This is a genomic window from Streptomyces sp. NPDC042201, assembly GCF_055582185.1.
The window spans coordinates 583,241-601,510 of sequence record NZ_JBVJDS010000001.1 but is presented as its reverse complement, the minus strand read 5'-3'; the positions used below and the strand labels follow the sequence as shown (position 1 = coordinate 601,510).

Sequence of the window (18,270 nt, the reverse complement as noted above, 5' to 3'; positions counted from 1 at the left end):
TGGAAACGGCCGTGCAAACTTCCGATGGGAATGGGCGGCCAACTGCGGTGTTGAATTCCCGCAGTTCTTCTACGATGCCTCGCCCCCTTCTGCCACGTCGAAGCACGGAAGCGAAACCGGCCGACGAATGGCGAGAGAGAGCGGCGGACATCGCCGGGCACCGCCGGCCGGGTCCGGGCCGCTCTGTCCATCCGTAAATGCCTTGATGTGATTGGCGCCCGGATGGACACACAGAGTAACCAACCGCGCGACCAGGCCGAAGTCGCTGAGCCACCGCCGCACTCGTCTTCCAGGCCGAAGTGCCGTGCCGCCAGGGGACCTTCGTACGGCTGTGCGTCGATTCCTGCTTCCAGTGGGTGCAGAGGGTAGTTGGGCGTGTCAAGCCGTCAACCTCCCTACTCTCTCCATAGATCGCCCCGCTCAAGTAATTCCCATGACCTAGGGATTCCGTTTCGGAGCCCCTGAGGGGAAGAACGCATGCAGAATTCGCGAGGTACTGTCCGACCATCAATCGGAGCCCGGCTCGACCGACTGCCGGTGACAGCACGCCACAAGCGCTTCATCAATGTAATGGCGCTCGGCAACTTCTTCGAGATCTACGAACTCTTCCTGACGGCCGTCCTGTTGAGCACTCTCAAGAAGACCTTCTCCCTGAGCGGCTTATCTCTGTCGCTGTTCCTCGCGTCGACCGTCGTCGGAGGCTTCCTCGGCGCGGTCGTGGTGGGGCGGGTGGCGGACCGGATCGGGCGACGCGGCGCCTACATGATCACGCTCAGCCTGTACTCGGCGGGGACGATCGCCTGCGCCTGCGCGCCGAGCATCTGGACTTTGATCGCCTGCCGTTTCGTCATCGGCATCGGACTCGGCGGCGAACTCCCGGTAACGGATTCCTATCTGGCCGACATTCTGCCGCCGGCCCGACGCGGTTACTACGCGGCAAGGGCCTACACCTGCGCCCATGTCGCCGTACCCGTTGTCGGCGTTCTGGGACTGCTGCTCGTCGACAAAGCCCCGTTCGGTGTCGCGGGATGGCGGTGGATGTTCGCGATCGGATCCCTCGGCGCACTCCTGACCTTCTTCGTCCGCAGAGGTCTGCCCGAGTCACCCCGGTGGCTGGAGACGGTCGGACGGTCGGCGGAAGCGGACAAGGTAACCGCCGTCTTCGAGAAGGCCGCGGAGGCGGAGGGGTGGCGGCCGCCACCCGCGGCCATGAAGGAAGAGGCGCTCCCACCGCCCGTGGAAAAGAGCCTGCCCGTCCGCGCGCTCTTTCGGGCGCCCCTGTCCCGCCGTACAGCGCTGATGGCCTTTCTGTTTGCTCTCGGGCCGATCGGGTACTACGGCTTCAGCAGCCTCGCCACGCTCGCACTGGAGGCGAAGGGCTTCAATCTCGGCAGCTCGCTGACGTTTATGACGCTGTCGTTCCTCGGATCGCCGATCGGCTCGTACCTGTCCATGCACATCGTGGAGAGGGCCGAGCGGAAGTGGATCCTGTGTGTGGCGCTGATGGCCATGGCGGCGATCGGGCTCGCTTACGGATACGCGCAGTCGGCGGTAATGATCACAGCACTCGGTTTCTGCTTCACCGTGGTGGCCAACATCAAGATCAATTCCACCCACATCTACCAGTTAGAACAGTTCCCGACGAGCCTGCGCACCACGGCCAACGGCTGGATGTTCTCGCTGAACCGGCTGTCCACCGCGGTAGCGCCCTTCTATATGATCCCGCTCTTCTATGGCGCCGGAGTGGGTGCCGTATTCCTCGTGGGGGCGGCGGCAATACTACTGGCCGCGACCGCTGTCGCTTTCGGCGTGCGGACCAGAGGGCTCTCGCTGGAAAACATCAATATGGCGTCTCGGCCCGAGGGTCCACCGACGGCCATCATCCCTTCGCCCCACACTCGCGCCACGACCAGGAAGCCGTAAGTCTCCGTCGTAGGCACCAGGGCCCCGGGCCGCACACCGGGGCTGTCGGCTGACGCCGTGCCATGCCCGATTCGCCGCAGAATCCCCTGCCCGCCCACGCAAAACGCTCGGCTGGGAGAACCCAGCCGAGCGTCTGGTTGAGCCGCTGACAACAGCCTGTCGACCCAGCAGGTTGCTACGCCCCCTCGAATTCCACCGGGAGGGGGTCTTGCGCTGCCGGCGTGGCCCCTAGGCTGCCATCAGGTCAGATCGTCGGTGTCTCATCGACGACCTCCTTGTGCGGTTCGACAACGAACTTCCAGCCATCGCTGGGCTCCAGGAACCGCACTCGGGTCGGGTAGATGTCCAAGGCGCGGCGGTCGCGGTTCTGGCCGCTCGTGTTCTTCCGCCCCCGGGTCGGCTCCTCGAACAGGTCGACCTTCACGTCCGGCACCGCGACGACTTCCTCGCTCCAGCGCTGAACGATCCCCACGCCGAACGCGTCCCGCGCGGCGGAGTAGAGCGACTCCAGAGATTCCTTGTTCCCGTTGGGCACGAAGAGGGCGAGGTTCAGGAGGACGCCAGCACTCTGGAGAACCTCGATTTCTTCCCCCGCCTTGTCGGCAACCCAGATCCCGCGCTCTTCGGAATCATCCGGGAGAACATGGATTTCCTCGCCGAAGATCGTCCTCGCGGTGAAGGACCCTCCCTCAAAATTCTTGCCCGGCTCCGTAAGGAAAGCCGGGGCGTAGCAGTCGAGAGGAAGGCCATCCATCCCTGCCGAGACGAAGATGCCGTCCTGGAGGCCCAACTCCGAAACATCCCCGGCCGTAAGACGTCGAGCCGTAACCTTCTCGGTATTCACGCCATACCCCTTTTTTCGCGGCGTCCTGTGAATTCATCAAGACTCTACCACGAAAACGACCGGCCAGTTTCCGTCACGCATTTCTTCGCGCTCCAAATCAGTCGCCAAGTGGAATGCGAGCGGACATCTTGGGCGATCACTTCTGGCGGATAAATGAAACGGTCATATCGAATCGCTCCCCGGCCGCGGATAGCCGATCGCATCGATTTCCTCAGCCACGTCAGACAGATCGGTCTCCGCGTTCAACGACGACACTATTTCCGGCGTCAGCGGTCGCCACGCATACACATGACGCACGGCTTCCAGGTTCACGAGAACCTCGTAGTAGTCCTCAGCGAACCGCTGGTATGCCTCTGGCGAACGATCCACCAACAGGTGGAACAGCCCCTCCGCCCCATCAGGATCGTCACGGCCCTCGGGAAAATCGATCGTTCCGCGCCTCCACTGGCTGTCCGCCACCTCGCGCCACAGGCAGGCGGTCACAGCGGGCACGTTGCCCTCGTCGGTGAACGCGGGCTCCTCGACCCACGGCCGGAAGACCGAGGGAACACCGTCGATCACCCCCGGCCAGGGCTCGCCATCATGGGCGTACGGGCTCATCGGTGACTCGTGGTCGAATCCGCGGACATAGGCACCTACCGCCGAGAAGACGATGGAGTACTCGTCCCCGGAGCCGTTGCGCATCGAGGCCATCTCATTGCCATCGGTCCAGGCAGAGTTGAAGGAGTAGTACCGGTACTCCCAGTCAGGGCTGAGGATCATATCGAGCACCGCCAAGGAACGGCACAGGTTCCGCAGGTCACCGATGGCGGGAAGTCGTCGAGCGACGTCATACACAGTCACGCGCTCATCCAACCGCACGCCTCTGACACCGGGACGGCTCGACCGAATGAGTCAGAAGGTGCCGAAGAAGCGATGCCACCAAGTGGGCCGCTGAACGTGCCGGGGCAGCCGGCTCGGCCCGTCGTAGTCGCACTCCAGCAGTTCTTCGGGAACCACCGCATACCCGAGGTCGACCAGCGCTCGATCGACCTTGGCGAGATCGGCGGCGTCCAACTCCCTCTCAGCCTGGGCGTCGTCCGTACCGAAGAAGGCTCCTGGGTTATCGGCACAGACGAGAGCCAAGGAGCCGAACTTACTCACGCAGACGACGATCCGGGTTCCACACACCGTTGCTTCTGCGGGTACGACGACACGTCCGTACTCGCTGGAGTCCTGGGCGTCCTGCTCAGCCGTGCAGCGAGCCGCGAAGCTGTCTTCGAGCCGCGCCACCAAGCTTCCGAACAGAACGGCGGTCTCACCGCGGTCGTAATACCCCGGCCACTCCAGCCACTCCGGATCATCGAGCTCACGCAGCAGCGTCAGCAGATCCACCCTGGCCATGCGAGACGACGGCCGCCCGCCGCACCGGGAGCATCTCTTGTCCGTACCTGTGGTGGGCATGGACGGGAAGCGCGATACGCGACACAGGAGCGGTCAGCACGGCGCCGCACCGCGCACACGCGAACACATCGGCCATCGATCCTCCCCCGCCTCACAGGACACACGGATCGTCCCGAACCGGCGGGCCGACGAGGCCGCCGACCCCACCGGCATGCCTCGCGCGCCCCATCTACCAGGGCGGCCGTGCACCGCAGGGGCCTCGACCGGTCCGGCCGGCACCTCCATCACCGCCTCACGGGCGATGAACAGCCGTTCAAGGGGCCCGTTCCGCCTCGTCGAGCTCGGCCGCAGTGCTGGCCTGCACAGCCGGAAAGGGCGCCCCCGGGGAAGGGGGCGCCCTTTCTCATGGCGCAGCCGGATGAGGCCACGTCAGGTCACGGGTGGTCAGGAAGCAGAGCCGGCCCGTTGGCGGCGGCCGACGAAGACCACGACGGCGCCGAGGGCCACCGCCGCGCCGGCCGCCGCAGCGAGCTGCGGGAGGGCCGAGGGGGTGCCGGTGCTGGCGAGGGAGCCGGAGCCAACGGGGTTGGAGTCCACCGGGGTGGTGGACGTGACGCCCTGCGGCCTGGTGTCCGGGGTTTGCGGCGTGGTCTTGCCGGGCTTGGCGTCGTCGGCGACGCTGCCGGCGGCGAGGAGCTCGAAGGCGTACTCGCTGGAGCGGTTGCCGCCACAGGACTCGTCGTCGTTGATGTAGTCACCGGCGACGAAGGCGAGGCCGTCCCCGGCCGGGGCCTTGGCGTCGACCTTCAGGCGAAGCTTCACGTCGGCGTGGGCGCCGGCCTTCAGCGGACTGATGGAGCCGGCGTTGCCGTCCTCCTCCACGCTCTTCCAGGTCGGGGACGCGGCGGTCGACCACTGCAGGTGGAAGGCGTCGTCGATGACGTGGTAGCCGCTCTTGTCCGTCGCGTGGAAGTAGACGTACGGGGAGACCTCGTCCAGCGTCTTGTCCGTGCCGTTGGTCACGCGGAGGGAGAAGTCGGTCGTCGAGCCCGCGACGATCTTGGACGGCAGGCCGGTGACGACCGTGCTGAGCTTGCTCTCGAAGACGCACTCCGGCTCGTCCTGCTCCGCCTCCTCCTTGGCGTCGGCGAGCGCCTTGTCGGCGGCCTCCTTCGCCTTGAGGGCCTCTTTCGTCGCGTTCTGGACCGTGGAGTACTCCCGAGCGGCGGCGACGCGGGCGTCGTCGGCGACCCGGCCGGCCGTCGCGGCCTTCTCGTCGGCGGTGGCTTTGGCGTCCTCTGCGGACAGGGCAGCGGTCTCGGCGTCGGTAACGGCCTTCTCCGCGGCCGCCTTCTCCTCGGCGGTGGCGGTCTCGGACAGCGCGGCGAGTGCGGCCTTGGCGTCGGCGAGCGCCTTATCGGCGTTCGCCTTGGCGGTGGCGGCGTCGGCCGCCTCCTTCCTGGCATTCACCGCGGCGACGGTGAGGGGCGCGTCATCGGAGAGGGCGGCTTCGAGGACGACCCGCGCGGCCTTGCCCGCGGCCACGGCGTCGTCATACGCCTTCTGCGCCTTCTCGGCGGCCTTCTCGAGCTCCTCGATGGAAGGCTTGTCCTGCTCGCCCTGCTGCTGCGCCTGCGACGCGGCGGACGGCTTGGCGTCGGCGAGCGCGGGGGTGACGGAGAGCAGGATGACGGGGGTGGTCACGGCGGCGGCAACGGCCGTGGCAAGAATGCGGCGAATCTTCAACGGAGTCCTTCGCGGGTCCGAAAAGCGGGTTCGGAAAAGTGTTGAGGCAGCGGCTGCGGCAGCACTCACGCAGGGCTTCGTTGATGATCGTATGACCGGAAACACTGTCGTCGGAAGCACGTGAGGAAGGCGACGAGCGCGGCACACCGCGCCCACACGGCGGGCAATCGCCTCATAAGGGGATAGTTGCTTCCCCTGTACGGATCACCTTAGTGATCCATGTCATTTTGTGGGACTGTCCGGCGGACCGGCGGACAGGACCCAGCAGTGACACTGACGTGCGGCTGGAGCGGCAATAGGGTGACCCCCATGTCTGCCAGGTTGAGTTCCACAAAATCCGCCGCCGCGCTTCGCACATCGGCGCGTGTCTCCGCTGAGTCGCTGCTGGTCCTCGTCATGGCCGCGGTGGCCCTGTGGCTGCTGGGCCGGATGTGGTCGGTCGTCTGGCCGCTCATAGTGGGCCTGTTCCTCACCACGCTGACCTGGCCCCTGGCCCGTTTCCTGCGTCGGCGCGGGTGGCGCCCCGCCCTGGCCGCGTCGGTGGTGACCGTGTTGTTCCTCCTGGTCGCGGGGGGCATCGTGGCGCTGATCGCGGTGCCGGTGGCGTCCCAGTCCGGTGAGCTGACCGACGGGGTGGTCGAAGGCATCCAGAAGCTGCGCGAGTGGGCCGCCGGGCCGCCGCTGAACATCGGCGACGACCAGATCACGGGTGCCTCCGACGCCGCGATCACCCGCATTCAAGACAGCGTCGGAAGCATGGTCGGCGCTGTCGTCACGGGAGTGGGCACCGTGTTCAACGGCGTGGTCACTGCCGTCCTGGCGCTCTTCCTGATGTTCTTCTTCCTCAAGGACGGCCCGCGGTTCCTGCCGTGGCTCACCCGTCAGCTCCCCGGCCGGCTCGCCACCGACGTCCCGATCCTGGCCGCGCGCGGCTGGGACACCCTGGGCGCGTTCGTGCGGTCCCAGGCATTCGTCGGCTTGCTCGACGCCGTCTTCATCGGCCTCGGCCTGTGGATATTGGGGGTACCGCTGGTGCTCCCGCTGGCGGTGCTGACCTTCGTATCCGCGTTCGTGCCGATCGTGGGTGCCCTGTTCGCCGGTTTGGTCGCGGTGCTCATCGCGTTGGTGTCGAACGGCCTGACAGACGCGCTGATCGTGCTGGCGATCATCGTCGTGGTGCAGCAGCTCGAGGGCAACGTGTTCCAGCCCATGATCCAAAGTCGGGGACTCGGCCTTCATGCGGCGGTGGTCCTGCTGGCCGTGACGTTGGGCGGCAGTCTGGCCGGCGTCGTGGGCAGCCTGCTCGCAGTACCGGCAGCCGCGCTCATAGCGGTGGTCTGGAACTATCTGCGCGAGCAGCTCAGCGACCCCCCGCACGAGCCGGAGACCGACGAGGCGCACGCCGGTACCGCCGTCCCGTCGTAGCCATCGCGCCCCAGCCGCGACGCGGCCGAGCGGGATGCCGGTCCATGCGCAAAGGGGCCTGAGAGGTCGATGGCCTCTCAGGCCCCTTTGCGTGTTCGCGTGCGGGCCGGTGGCTCAGAGCCAGGAGTCCCAGATTCCGAACGCCGCTGTTGGTCCATCCAGTTCGGTCCCCGAGGAGTCCACGAACACCACGCGGTAGTAGTACAGCCCCCGCCGGTCCTCGTACACCGTCGTGTCCAGGTAGCGGGTGGCGCTGCCGAACTCGCCCGTGGTCAGGGTGGTGTAGGAACTTGTGGTGGGATCCCAGCGCTCCACCCGGTAGCCGGTCAGCCGGGAGCAGTCCAGGCCCGAGCTCGCGGAGCAGCCGAGGTACACCGACGGGTACTGGCCCTCGGAGACCGTGGTTCCGCTCCAGCCGGGCGGCCGGGTGTCGGGCAGGTTGACGGTGATCTCGGCGGTCTGGAAGAAGTCGGGATCCTCGTCGGAGTACTGGGCGTCCGTGGCGGCCACCCGGTAGACGTGGTCACCGCCGTCCGGCAGCGTCGGGCAGAGAATCTCCGTCTCGGCCAGGGAACTCCCGGTCCAGCAGTTCTTCTGCCATACCGTCCGGCCGGTGTCCGGGTCGGTCGTGCTCTGCCACACGTAGTAGCCCATGACGTCGTCGTCGGCCGGCGGCGTCCACGTGAGACGGACGCCGAGCGGCACGGTCTCGGCCGTCAGGCCGAGGACCGGGGCAGGACGCTGGGTGTCGCGGGTGGTGGCGGTGACGGGCTCGCTCGGCCGGGAGCGGTGCCCGTACCGGTCGACCGCGACGATTCGGTACTCGTACGTGGTCTCGGAGGCGCCGGAACTCTCCAGACAGTACGAGTAGATGACCTGGGTACGGCCGGCATGGGCGGGGTCGGCGGCGTCCAGGACACCGGGCGGGTAGCTCGTGGGCGGCACCCGCGGACCGTCGGAGTCGTACGGCGAGCACTGCTCCACGGTCGCGCTCTCCCCCGTCGCGGGGTCCGTACGGACGATCTGATAGGTGGGGATGTTGTCGTCGTCGAAGGCCCAGGGGTCGGCGCTGCGCCAGGACAGCGACACACCGTCGCTCCTCGCCTGCGCGGTGAGCAGGTACGGCGAGGTGGCTTCGGGCCGCTCCGTCATGGGCAGGGTGACCTCGGCGGGGGCGGAGGCGTTGCCCTTGGCATCCACCGCGCGTACCGCGTACCGGTACTCGTCCGCGAGGGCCAGCTGTTGAAGCGGCACCACGTCGGTCTTCGCGGTGGTGTCGTTGTCGCCGAAGCCCTTCAGGTAGGCGCCGGTGGCGGGGTCGTACTGGAGCACCTGGTACGAGGCCGCGTCCGCGTCGGGCGTCCACAGCAGATGCGGGACACCGGACCGGTAGTCGACGCGAACGTCGGCGGGGGCCGGCGGTGGGATCCGGTCGGAGAGGGTGAACGTCGCGGCGGCGGAGTACGCGGACCAGTTGCCGGCCGCGTCCCGCGCCCGACCCCGGTAGGTGGCCTTCGTGCCGTCGGTGGCTCTTCCGGTGTCGCAGAACGCGCCCTTCGGGCCCGAGTGCACGGTGATCCAGTCGCCGGTGGCAGGGTTCAGACGCTGCGCCTGGTAGAGGGCGATGTCGGCCCCGTTCTCGGCGGTCGTGACGAGTTCCGGGCCCGCCACCTTCTCGCTGTCCGGGCAGCTGTCCATCTCGACGAACGGGGCGGCGGGCGGGGTCTTGTCCACCGTGGTGACGAGCTGGTCGGCGGTGCCTGAGGACTCGCGGCCGGCCTTGTCGTAGGCGCGGACCTCGTAGTAGTACGTCGCGCCCGTCTTCGGGAGGGCGGAGTCCGTGTACGACGTCGAGGTGGTCGTCGCAAGGGGCTTACTGCCGAAGGAAGTTCCCTTGAGGCGCCGGTGGACGCGGTAGCCGGCGAGGTCCATCTCCTTGTTCTTCGCCCACTTGACGGTGGCCTTGCCGGTCGTCGCGTCGTACGCCACCGAGGGACCTGTCGGGGCGAGCGGCTTGACCGTGTCGACGGTGGCGGAGGTGCGCGGGGCGTACGCGAACGTGACGTTGGCGGAGCCGGTCCAGTTGACGTAGTCGACGCGGAGGGTGTGTGTGCCGGACGGGATGGTGAGGTTCAGACTCTTCTTCTGGGTGGAGGAGACGTTTTTCCAGAGGTCGATCTTGCGTGTGCCGTCGAGGTAGACGCGTATGCCGTCCTGGGTTTCGGCCGCGAGGGTGAAGGGTCCGCCGGAGCCGAAGTCGCGGGTCACGGACCAGCGGACCGAGAAGTTGTTGGACGGCAGTCCGGAGGTGGGGGCGCCGGCGCCCCAGCTCTGGTCGATGGCCGAGTCGCAGTCGGTCTTCTTCGGGGTGCCGGACAGCGTGGTGTTCGCGAAGAACTGGCGCTTGTACACCGGGGAGGCGCAGGTGACGGCGGCGGATGCCGTCGCGGTGGCGGTGAGCAGGCCGCCCGCGGTCGCGGCGACGACGGCGGCGGACACGGCGGGTCTCAGCCGGTTACGAGTGATCACAGGGTGGAGGACCTTTCAAGCCCGTCACGGGGGGTTCCTGAAAGACCGGCGAGGTGGGGCATTGGTTGTACGGGGTACGGATGTGAGCCGTGGGCCACAGGAGGCGAGACGCCCGGCCCGGTGCCGCCACGGGAAGTGGGGTGCCCGGCCCGGCGCTGCCACCGGGCCGGGCGCCGGAACGGATGTGCGGCGGCGCTGGAACGCTCGTGGCCGCGTCCTACGGCGTCAGGTCGTGGGACGTACCGTCGATGGCGGGGCCGCTGCCCTCGGGGAGGTTCGCCGCGATCAGGTCCATCGCTTCCTGCATCGTCTCCGTCACGCCGAGCGCCGTTTTGTCGGACGCGCGGCGTACGAGGTAACCGCCTTCGGTCTGGGTGAACATCGTGCCGACGTCTTGGCTCCACGGGAACTGGATACACCGGCTGAAGTACAAGGTCCCATGGCTGACGATGGGGTAGAGCTCCCGCAACCGGGGATGCGCGTACGCGATGCGAGGCACGACGGGGTCGATCAGGTCAGGATCCATCTCCAGGACGGCCTGCCAGCTCTCCGCCACGATCTCCGCAGCGTCCCGGGAAGTCTCATCATTCGTCATGTGGTGGCATCACTTCGGCTTGGGCGGGGATGAATTCTGGGACATCCGGCTTGGGACTCCGATTTTCTCTTTGTTCAAGTACCGGTTGATCTCCTCCCACGACGGGCGGGTGCCGGCAGGGGTCGGAGAGCGACCCGGTCGGTCGGATCAGGCGGGGCTCATTCGCGGGAGCAAGTGAGCTCAGGTGCCGCCTCCGGCCGCCGCGGTACGGGGATCAGGGATGCAGGAGCTGTCCGCGGAGTGCCGCCAACAGGTCGTCGTCGACACCGAGCTGCTCGGCGGCGTAGCCGTGCACCGATCCGTACCGCGTGATCAGGTCGGCCATGAAGAGCCGCATGATCTCGGCGGGGGCGCGGCCGTAGGCGGGCCAGCTGAGGGTGAGGTCGGGGTAACTGGCGTGCCAGTCGGCGACCAGGCGTTCGGTGGCCAGCTCGGTCAGGGCGAAGTCGGCGACGATGTCGTCCTCGTGCACTCCGGCCAGGGCGAGGACCAGCATGGCCAGCAGGCCGGTGCGGTCCTTGCCGGAGTGGCAGTGGAACACCAGCGGACCGGTGTCCTCGGCGATGATCTCCAGCGCCTGCCGGATCTCCTTGGCGCCGTCGTGGGCGACCTCGGTGTACTTGTCGGCCAGGAAGCGCGCGGGCTCGACGTCCGGGGCCAGGCCCGCCTGGTCGTACGGCCGGTGCTCGATGCTCAGGTTGTGGTACGCCAGCCCCTGGTGGTGCGGGACGCGTCCGCTGCGTTCGACCTCGAAGGGATACCGGAGGTCGATCACGGTGCGGATGCCCAGGGCGACGAAGCGGTCCCGGTCCTCGCCCCGCAGCTTGCCCAGCGAGTCGGAGCGAAACAGCCGGCCCCAGCGCACCGTGCGGCCGTCGGCGGCCTGATAGCCGCCCAGATCACGGAAGTTGTGCAGAGCCTCGAACGCGATGTGTCTCTTCACGCGGCTCACCCTACGATGTCGCCTCCAGCGTCGCGTAGACGATGAGGTTGTTCACCGGGTGGCCCTGGGCGTCGAAGTCGCCGTCGCAGGTGATCAGCCGCAGGGCGCGGTCCTCGGTCGGGCCGTAGACCTTCTCGGTGGGGAAGGAGTCCTTGCTGACGCTCTCGGTGCTCGTGACCGTGAAGTGCGCCGACTTTCCCAGGCCGTTGGTGACGGTGATGTCCGCGCCCTTGGCGATCTTCTTGAGGTCGTGGAAGACGGCCTTGCCGAAGCGGGTGCTGTTGTGGCCGATGAGGACGGCGGCGCCGGCTTCGCCGGGCACGGCACCGCCGGTGTACCAGCCGGCGGTCATGCCCTTCTCGGCCGGCGGGACCTCGACGGTTCTGTCCGCGTTGAGACCGAGCTCCATCAGGGAACTGGTCACCCCGATCGAGGGAATGGCGACCTGGGTGGGAGCCGCGGACCCCTTGGCCGCCGGAGCACCGGGCGCAGGCGCTGCGGTGCCGGTCGCGGCACGGGAGGCCGGGGCGGCCGTGTCGGGGGCGGGCGAGCAGCCGGTGAGCAGGGTGAGGACCGCGGGGACCACGAGGGCGAGGCGGGCAAGGGCCGGCGGGGTGCCGAAGCGCCGTACCGGATGCGGAGGGTGCGCAGGGGACACAACGGGCTCCAGAGCAGGACCGGGTGAAGACGCGGTGGCGCCGCCCGGCGAAGGGCGGCGCCACCGTGGTGCTGGGGGTCAGATGCGGTGCATGTGGTGCGTGTGGTGCGTGTGGGCGCCGGGTCAGCCGTCGCGTCGCTCGGCGGAGCGGCGGCGCAGTACGAAGGTGCCGGCGCCCGCGAGCAGCAGAGCGCCGGTGACCGACCCCGCGAGGGTGGTGATGCCGGTGTTTCCGGCCGGGGCTTCGCCCGCGGCGACACCGCCCCGCGGGGCCGCGCTCGCGGCTGCGGCCCTCTGGGCAGCCGCGGCCTTCTCGGCCTCGGCCTTCCTGATCTCCTCGGGCGTGGAGTCCTTCGAGACCCCGGCCCTCTTGGCAGCCGCGGCCTTCGCGGCCTCGGCCTTCCTCTGGGCGGCGGCCTTGTCGGCCGCGGCCGGCCGTTCCGTCGCCGTTACGGACGGCGCCGGGGTCCGGTCGGCGGCGACGGCCGCGGCGGCCGGGGCGAGCAGCGCGCCGGCCGCGACAGCGGTCAGGACGGCGAAACGCAGGCGGTGGTGGCGGGACATGTATGGCTCCAGTTCCGGCCCGGCCTTGGTGGTACCTGGATGCCGATTCGCACCAGGTTCCGGGCAGGACTCAAGACTGGAGACCTCTTATGAAGAACCTGTCAGGACGTCATGGTCATCGCATCAGGGCCGAGCAGTGGTCTCTTCGCCACCGCCCGCCTCCCGCTCGGCGCCACCGCCCGCCTCCCGTTCCGCGCCGCCGCCCGGCGCGGCCGGCAGCCACAAGGTGAAGACCGAGCCCTGCCCCTCCGTACTCACCACGCTCGCCGTCCCCCCGTGGGCCTCGGCGAGCTTGAGGACGATCGCCAGCCCGAGGCCGCTGCCGCCGGTGCTCCGGCTGCGGGACTTCTCCGCCCGCCAGAAGCGGTCGAAGACGTGGGGGACGTCGTCCGCCGGGATACCGCTGCCGGTGTCGGACACCTCCACGGCGACCTCGTCCCCGGCATCGGTGACGTACGAGCGCAGCGTCACCCTGCCACCGGGGGGTGTGTGGCGTACCGCGTTGGAGACCAGGTTGCTGACGGCCTGGCGCAGCCGGACCGGGTCGGCGTCGAGCGGCGCCGGGCCCTCTCCGTGACCTGGGCAAGGGGCGCCGGGCGCCGGCCCGGAGACCGCCAGCGTGACGCCCGCGGTCTCGGCAAGGCCCTGGTGTGCCGCGGCGACCTGGCCGAGCAGGTCGTCCACACGTACCGGCTCCAGGTGCAGGCGCAATGCGCCCACGTCGGCCGCCCCCAGGTCCTGCAGATCGTCGATGATGTGCTGAAGCTGTACCGCCTCCTCCAGGAGCGAGGAGACGAACGCCGGATCCGGATCGGCGAGACCGTCCTGTGCCGCCTCCAGCCAGCCACGGATATTGCTCAGCGGCGTACGCAGCTCGTGGGCGACATCGCTGACCATCACCTTCCGCTGCTCCTCCAGCCGGGCGCGGTGTGTGGCCATGTCGTTGAAGGTCGCCGCCAGCCGTCCGATCTCGTTGTCCGAGCCGACCGGCACGGGCGCCGAGTCCAAGCCGTCCCGCATCCGCTGCGCGGCGCCGGTGAGCGCGTGCAACGGGCGTACGAGCCGGGCTCCGGCGATCACCGAGGCGCCGACGGTGAGGGCGAGGACGAGGGCCGTCACCCCGACGATGCGTGCGGTGTTCGCCGGTGAGAGATCGAACCCTGGCACGCTGACGGCGCCGGGGTCGTCGATGAACAGCAGGGCGGGCGCGGCGACATAGTCCGTGAGCTGTTCGCGGCGGGCGCTGCCGACGCAGGAGGCGATGGCCCGGTCGTACCCGCTGCCGCGCGCTTCGGGCGGGCGGCCGGCCGCGGCCGCTTTCTCCTCGTACGCTCTCGCCCGAGCCGCTCTTTCCTCGGCCACCTGCGGTTCGGCCGCCCGCTGCTCGGCCACCTGCTGGTCGGCCACCTGCTGCTCGATCGCCTGCTGCCCGGCCGCCTTCGCCTTCCTGACGGCCGCCTCGGACGCGGGGCGCGCGGCCGGTTGGCCCATGTCCGCGGCCTCCTGCCCGTACCCACGGTCCCAGGACAGGTCCAGGTTCAGTTTCACGCCCGTACGTCCCTGGCGTTTCAGGCAGGCGTCGGCCAGTTGATTGAGTGCGCGCAGGGCCTTCTTCTCGGTCGCGGTCGGCGCGCCCGACTCGTCCGGAAGGCACGTGCGTTCCATGGAGCGGTCGGTGTCGTTGCTCACGAACTGGATACGGGGCCGTCCGCTCGGGCTCTGGACGACATCGGCGGCGATGCCCACCCTGTTGAGGCACTCCACGCTTCTGGCGGTGGCCTGCCGCAGCTGCACACGTTCCTTCCCGGGCAGCAGGAACGGTCCTACGGCGCGCGGATCGACACGGTCCGCGCCGGCCAGGGCGGCATCGGGCACCAGTACGGTGTCGACGGACAGCGGGTCGACGACCGCCGAGGCCTGCGGTGGCAGCGGGGCGGCGGCGGAGGTGCCGGCGGAGGAATCGTAGATCGGCCGCCGGTCCTGGGTGGTCAGCGCGATCCGGCGCTGGGACTGCCGGGCCAGTTCCCGCACGGTGTCCTCGACGCCCTCCCAACCGGGGTGGGTGGCCGCGTACCCCTGCAGGGTGTTGTAGATCTTGGCATCGGAGCTGAGGTTCTGCCCCTGCTCCTGGCGGATCGCGCCGGAGGTCGTCTGCACGGCGAGCCAGGCGGTGGCGGCGACCGAGCACGAGGCCACCAGCACCGATACGGTCAGCAGCCGGCCGAGCAGGCTCTTGCGGAGCGGCAGCCGCGCCCGCTGGTCAGAGCGACGCACGGCGCGCTTTCTTCGCGGGATCCGTCAGCTTGTAGCCGACACCGAAAACGGTGAGCAGCCGGGCCGGCCGCCGTGGGGCGGGCTCTATCTTCTTGCGCAGATGCATGATGTGCACATCGACGGTGCGGTCGCTGATGTACTTGTCGAAGCCGTGCAGCTCCTCCAGGAGCCGCTGCCTGGTGAAGACCCTGTCCGGCTCCGTCGCCATCGCGGCGAGGATACGGAACTCACCGGGTGTGCACTCGACCGGCGTCCCCCCGACCGACACCTCGTGCCGGGCCGGATCGACCCTGAGCGTGCCCACCGACAGCACCTCGTCGTCGGCGGCGGACGCGGGGCCGGGGGTGGGGCCGGCGGAACGCCGGTTGCGGCGCAGCAGCGTACGGACGCGGGCCACCAGCTCACGAGGGCTGAACGGCTTGGTCATATAGTCGTCGGCGCCGAGATCCAGGCCGAGCAGCAGATCGTCCTCGGTACTGCGGGCAGTCAGCATCAGCACCGGCAGCTCCCGGGACTCGGCGCGCAGGATCCGCACCACGTCGAGTCCGTCGGCCCGGGGCATCATCACATCGAGCACGAGCAGGTCGGGTTCGCTGTGCCGGACCTCCTCAAGAGCCGTACGGCCGTCCTCGACGACCGTGACCGCGTGCCCCTCGTGCTCCAGATAGCGGCGCACCAGCTCAGCCTGTTTCGCGTCGTCTTCGGCGACCATGATGTTTGCGCACACGCCGACGATCGTAGCGAGCGCGAAATCGGGGGCGGTGGTAACCGACCTTTCCACGAGCGGAGTTCGGCGTCGCGACGCGTGCACGCTCGGGGCACCGTTCGAGGGAAGACCGAAACACACATGCTTAGCCCATTCAGGCATATTTGATGATGCTATTTCCTTCTTCATATGATTTCTCATGGTTACATCTCGCCATGGAGGCGATCAGGTGATGACCGGAGACCGACAGCAGGACACGGATACACCGGCGGCCACGTCGCGGCGGCGCGTGCTGGTGGCAGCCGCGATGGCCCCGGTGCTGGCCGGGGCAGGGCTGGCCGGCGCCCGCGCGCTGCCCACCGGGGCGCCCGAGCCGCAGAGCCACACGCCGGTCAAACCGGTACGCACCAGCGAAGCGGACTGGGCGGAGGTGGCGAAGGCGCTCGGCCGCGGCGGCAACATGCTGCGGGGAACGACCTATCACACCGGCTTCCCGCGCCGGGATCTTCATGTGGTCTCCGACGGAATCACCGTCACCCCGGGGCTCGCGCTCGGTACGCACGTGGCCTTCGTCCGCTACGCCGACGGCAGCACGATGGTGATGGGCGATGTCGTGGTGACCGAGGACGAACTGCAGCAGGTGACCGACGCCTGGCAGGCGAACGGCATCGCGCAGACCGCGCTCCACAAGCATCTGCTCGCCCAGCGCCCCGAGATCTGGTGGACCCATGTCCACGGGCACGGCCACGACGCGGTGGCCCTGGCCCGTGGCCTGCGCGCGGGATTCGACCGCACCAAGACTCCGCCGGCGGCGCCGCCGGGGCCGGACCGCCCCATCGACCTGGACATCGCCGGAATGGAAGCCGCGCTGGGCGTCAAGGGTTCCAGCGAGGACGGGCTCTACAAGTGCCTCTTCGTCCGCCGCGAGACCATCCTCGACGGCCATCTGGTACTGCCTCCCGGCCTGGGGTCGACCAGCGCGTTCAACTTCCAGCCGCTGGGCGGCGGCCGGGCCGCGCTCAGCGGCGACTGCGCCATGCTCGCCAAGGAGGTCCAGCCCGTGCTGGGAGCCCTGCGGCGCGGCGGGATCAAGCTCGTCGAGGTGCACAACCACCACCTGACGGACGACCCGCGCCTCTTCTTCACGCACTTCTGGGCCGTGGGCGACGGAGTCGAGCTCGCCCGCGCCCTGCGCCCCGCCGTGGACGCCACCAACGTCGCCCCGCCCAGCTGAAAGAGGCGCTGAAAGAGCGGCGGCCCGCAAGGTACGGCGTCACGGGGGCGGCTCACTACATATGGACCAATTGCCCCGGAGCACCGCGTGCCTCCACAGGCGATCGGGTACCCATGCCCCGTCCAGCCAGAAAGTTACCGAATCGCCCTTCAGATCCCCTATCGGAGCTCCGTATGGAACCAGTATCCATTCCGCGTGATTGTCCGTTCGACTATGCCGAGGCCCTCGAATTCGACCCGGTGCTCAAGCAGCTGCAGACCGACGAACCCGTCGCCCGTATCCGGCTGCCGCACGGCGACGGGGAAGCATGGCTCGTCACCGGCTACGACGACGTGCGTACGGTGACCACGGACCGGCGGTTCAGCCGCAGCGCCATCATCGGCCGGAACTTCCCGCGCATGACCCCTGAACCCATCGTTCAGGACGAGGCGATCAACGTGATGGACCCGCCGACCAGCAGCCGCCTGCGCAGCCTGGTCTCCAAAGGCTTCACACCGCGCCACATGGAACGCATGCGGGTCCGTACCCAGCACGTCGTGGACGAGCTGCTGGACAAGATGGCGGAGTACGGCTCCCCCGCCGACCTCTTCGAGCACCTGGCCGCGCCGCTGCCCCTGACCACCATCTGCGAGGTCCTCGACATCCCCGAGGCCGACCGTTCGCAGCTGCGCGCCCACGCGCGGACCATGATGGACACCGGCATCGACAACCGGGACGACGCCGTACGGGCCAAGGCCGATCTCCGCGCCTACTTCGCGACGCTGACGGCGCACCGTCGCCTGAACCCGGGCGACGACCTGATCAGCTCGCTGGCCACCGCCCGCGACGGGGACGAGCTCCTCAACGATCAGGAACTGACCGTGATGGCCATGGTCCTGCTCATCACCGGCCAGGACACCACCACGTACCAGATCGGGAACATCGCCTACGCCCTGCTCACCCGGCCCCAGGAGCTCGCCATGCTGCGCGCCCGCCCGGAGATGCTCCCGCAGGCCATCGAGGAGCTGTTGCGCTTCATCCCCTTCCGTAAGGGCGTCGGCATCCCCCGCGTCGCCACCGAGGACGTCGAACTGAGCGGGGTGACGATCCGGGCGGGAGAGGTCGTACACGTCTCCTACCTGACGGCCAACCGGGACGGCCGGAAGTTCGACCGCCCCGACGAGCTGGATCTCGAACGCACCGGTCCGTCGCACATGACCTTCGGCTGGGGCGGCCACCACTGTCTCGGCGCCCCGCTCGCCGCCACGGAGCTGCAGGTCGCGCTCGGAACCCTCCTGCGGCGCTTCCCCGACCTGAAGCTGGCGAAGCCGGCCGAAGAGGTGCGGTGGAACAAGACATCGATCTGGCGCTATCCGCTGGCCCTGCCCGTCACCTGGTGACGGGCGGCCGGACCGCCGCGCGCAGCGGAGAGCGTCGCGATCGGGTGGAAACATCCTGATGGCGCGT

At 68.8% G+C, this 18,270-nt stretch carries 15 protein-coding genes; 4 read left to right on the top strand and 11 right to left on the bottom strand.

Annotation, left to right across the window (positions count from 1 at the left end; all coding sequences use genetic code 11):
* Positions 1 to 537 precede the first annotated feature (537 nt).
* Entirely contained in the window at positions 538 to 1,923 is a 1,386-nt protein-coding gene (locus ACZ6MZ_RS02535) for an MFS transporter (protein WP_469349337.1), read from the top strand.
* A 244-nt stretch (positions 1,924 to 2,167) separates the two neighbouring features.
* Here ACZ6MZ_RS02535 and ACZ6MZ_RS02530 read toward each other — a convergent pair whose 3' ends face one another.
* The 4 genes from ACZ6MZ_RS02530 to ACZ6MZ_RS02515 form a co-directional block, all read right to left on the bottom strand.
* The gene (locus ACZ6MZ_RS02530; RefSeq protein WP_384328412.1) at positions 2,168 to 2,767 is read right to left on the bottom strand and encodes a hypothetical protein; all 600 of its coding nucleotides are present in this window, start codon (positions 2,765 to 2,767) and stop codon (positions 2,168 to 2,170) included.
* Between the two features lie 162 nt (positions 2,768 to 2,929).
* The gene (locus tag ACZ6MZ_RS02525) at positions 2,930 to 3,610 is read right to left on the bottom strand and encodes a hypothetical protein (protein WP_389782043.1); all 681 of its coding nucleotides are present in this window, start codon (positions 3,608 to 3,610) and stop codon (positions 2,930 to 2,932) included.
* A gap of 51 nt (positions 3,611 to 3,661) precedes the next feature.
* Positions 3,662 to 4,150 carry a hypothetical protein gene (locus ACZ6MZ_RS02520; protein WP_389782045.1) on the bottom strand — a complete coding sequence of 163 codons (489 nt, stop codon included), beginning with the start codon at positions 4,148 to 4,150 and terminating at the stop codon, positions 3,662 to 3,664.
* A gap of 444 nt (positions 4,151 to 4,594) precedes the next feature.
* The gene (locus tag ACZ6MZ_RS02515) at positions 4,595 to 5,896 is read right to left on the bottom strand and encodes a peptidase (protein WP_469349334.1); all 1,302 of its coding nucleotides are present in this window, start codon (positions 5,894 to 5,896) and stop codon (positions 4,595 to 4,597) included.
* 309 nt (positions 5,897 to 6,205) lie between these two features.
* Here ACZ6MZ_RS02515 and ACZ6MZ_RS02510 point away from each other — a divergent pair, with 309 nt between their 5' ends.
* Positions 6,206 to 7,321, top strand: a complete 1,116-nt coding sequence (locus ACZ6MZ_RS02510) for an AI-2E family transporter (protein ID WP_469349331.1) — start codon at positions 6,206 to 6,208, stop codon at positions 7,319 to 7,321.
* 114 nt (positions 7,322 to 7,435) lie between these two features.
* On the opposite strand, the gene ACZ6MZ_RS02505 is transcribed toward ACZ6MZ_RS02510, so the two are convergent.
* The 7 genes from ACZ6MZ_RS02505 to ACZ6MZ_RS02475 all read right to left on the bottom strand — a co-directional run bounded on the left by ACZ6MZ_RS02505 (position 7,436) and on the right by ACZ6MZ_RS02475 (position 15,611).
* Entirely contained in the window at positions 7,436 to 9,850 is a 2,415-nt protein-coding gene (locus tag ACZ6MZ_RS02505; protein ID WP_469349330.1) for a PA14 domain-containing protein, read from the bottom strand.
* A 217-nt stretch (positions 9,851 to 10,067) separates the two neighbouring features.
* On the bottom strand, positions 10,068 to 10,445 hold the full coding sequence (locus tag ACZ6MZ_RS02500; protein ID WP_389782085.1) for a DUF6193 family natural product biosynthesis protein: 378 nt from the start codon (positions 10,443 to 10,445) through the stop codon (positions 10,068 to 10,070).
* Between the two features lie 214 nt (positions 10,446 to 10,659).
* Positions 10,660 to 11,388 carry a tyrosine-protein phosphatase gene (locus ACZ6MZ_RS02495; protein ID WP_469349329.1) on the bottom strand — a complete coding sequence of 243 codons (729 nt, stop codon included), beginning with the start codon at positions 11,386 to 11,388 and terminating at the stop codon, positions 10,660 to 10,662.
* Positions 11,389 to 11,398: 10 nt separating this feature from the next.
* Entirely contained in the window at positions 11,399 to 12,046 is a 648-nt protein-coding gene (locus ACZ6MZ_RS02490) for a class F sortase (RefSeq protein WP_469349328.1), read from the bottom strand.
* Between the two features lie 123 nt (positions 12,047 to 12,169).
* The gene (locus ACZ6MZ_RS02485) at positions 12,170 to 12,610 is read right to left on the bottom strand and encodes a hypothetical protein (protein WP_469349326.1); all 441 of its coding nucleotides are present in this window, start codon (positions 12,608 to 12,610) and stop codon (positions 12,170 to 12,172) included.
* A gap of 123 nt (positions 12,611 to 12,733) precedes the next feature.
* The gene (locus ACZ6MZ_RS02480) at positions 12,734 to 14,884 is read right to left on the bottom strand and encodes a sensor histidine kinase (RefSeq protein WP_469349325.1); all 2,151 of its coding nucleotides are present in this window, start codon (positions 14,882 to 14,884) and stop codon (positions 12,734 to 12,736) included.
* The gene (locus ACZ6MZ_RS02475) at positions 14,871 to 15,611 is read right to left on the bottom strand and encodes a response regulator transcription factor (protein ID WP_469349323.1); all 741 of its coding nucleotides are present in this window, start codon (positions 15,609 to 15,611) and stop codon (positions 14,871 to 14,873) included. The genes ACZ6MZ_RS02480 and ACZ6MZ_RS02475 overlap by 14 nt, the downstream gene beginning before the upstream one ends.
* 211 nt (positions 15,612 to 15,822) lie before the next feature.
* On the opposite strand from ACZ6MZ_RS02475, the gene ACZ6MZ_RS02470 reads away from it, so the two are divergent.
* Together ACZ6MZ_RS02470 and ACZ6MZ_RS02465 are read left to right on the top strand one after the other, a co-directional pair.
* Complete coding sequence (locus ACZ6MZ_RS02470; RefSeq protein ID WP_469349321.1) at positions 15,823 to 16,824, top strand: DUF1259 domain-containing protein; 1,002 nt, start codon at positions 15,823 to 15,825, stop codon at positions 16,822 to 16,824.
* Positions 16,825 to 16,997: 173 nt separating this feature from the next.
* Positions 16,998 to 18,203 carry a cytochrome P450 gene (locus ACZ6MZ_RS02465; RefSeq protein WP_389678946.1) on the top strand — a complete coding sequence of 402 codons (1,206 nt, stop codon included), beginning with the start codon at positions 16,998 to 17,000 and terminating at the stop codon, positions 18,201 to 18,203.
* The last annotated feature ends 67 nt before the right edge of the window (positions 18,204 to 18,270 follow it).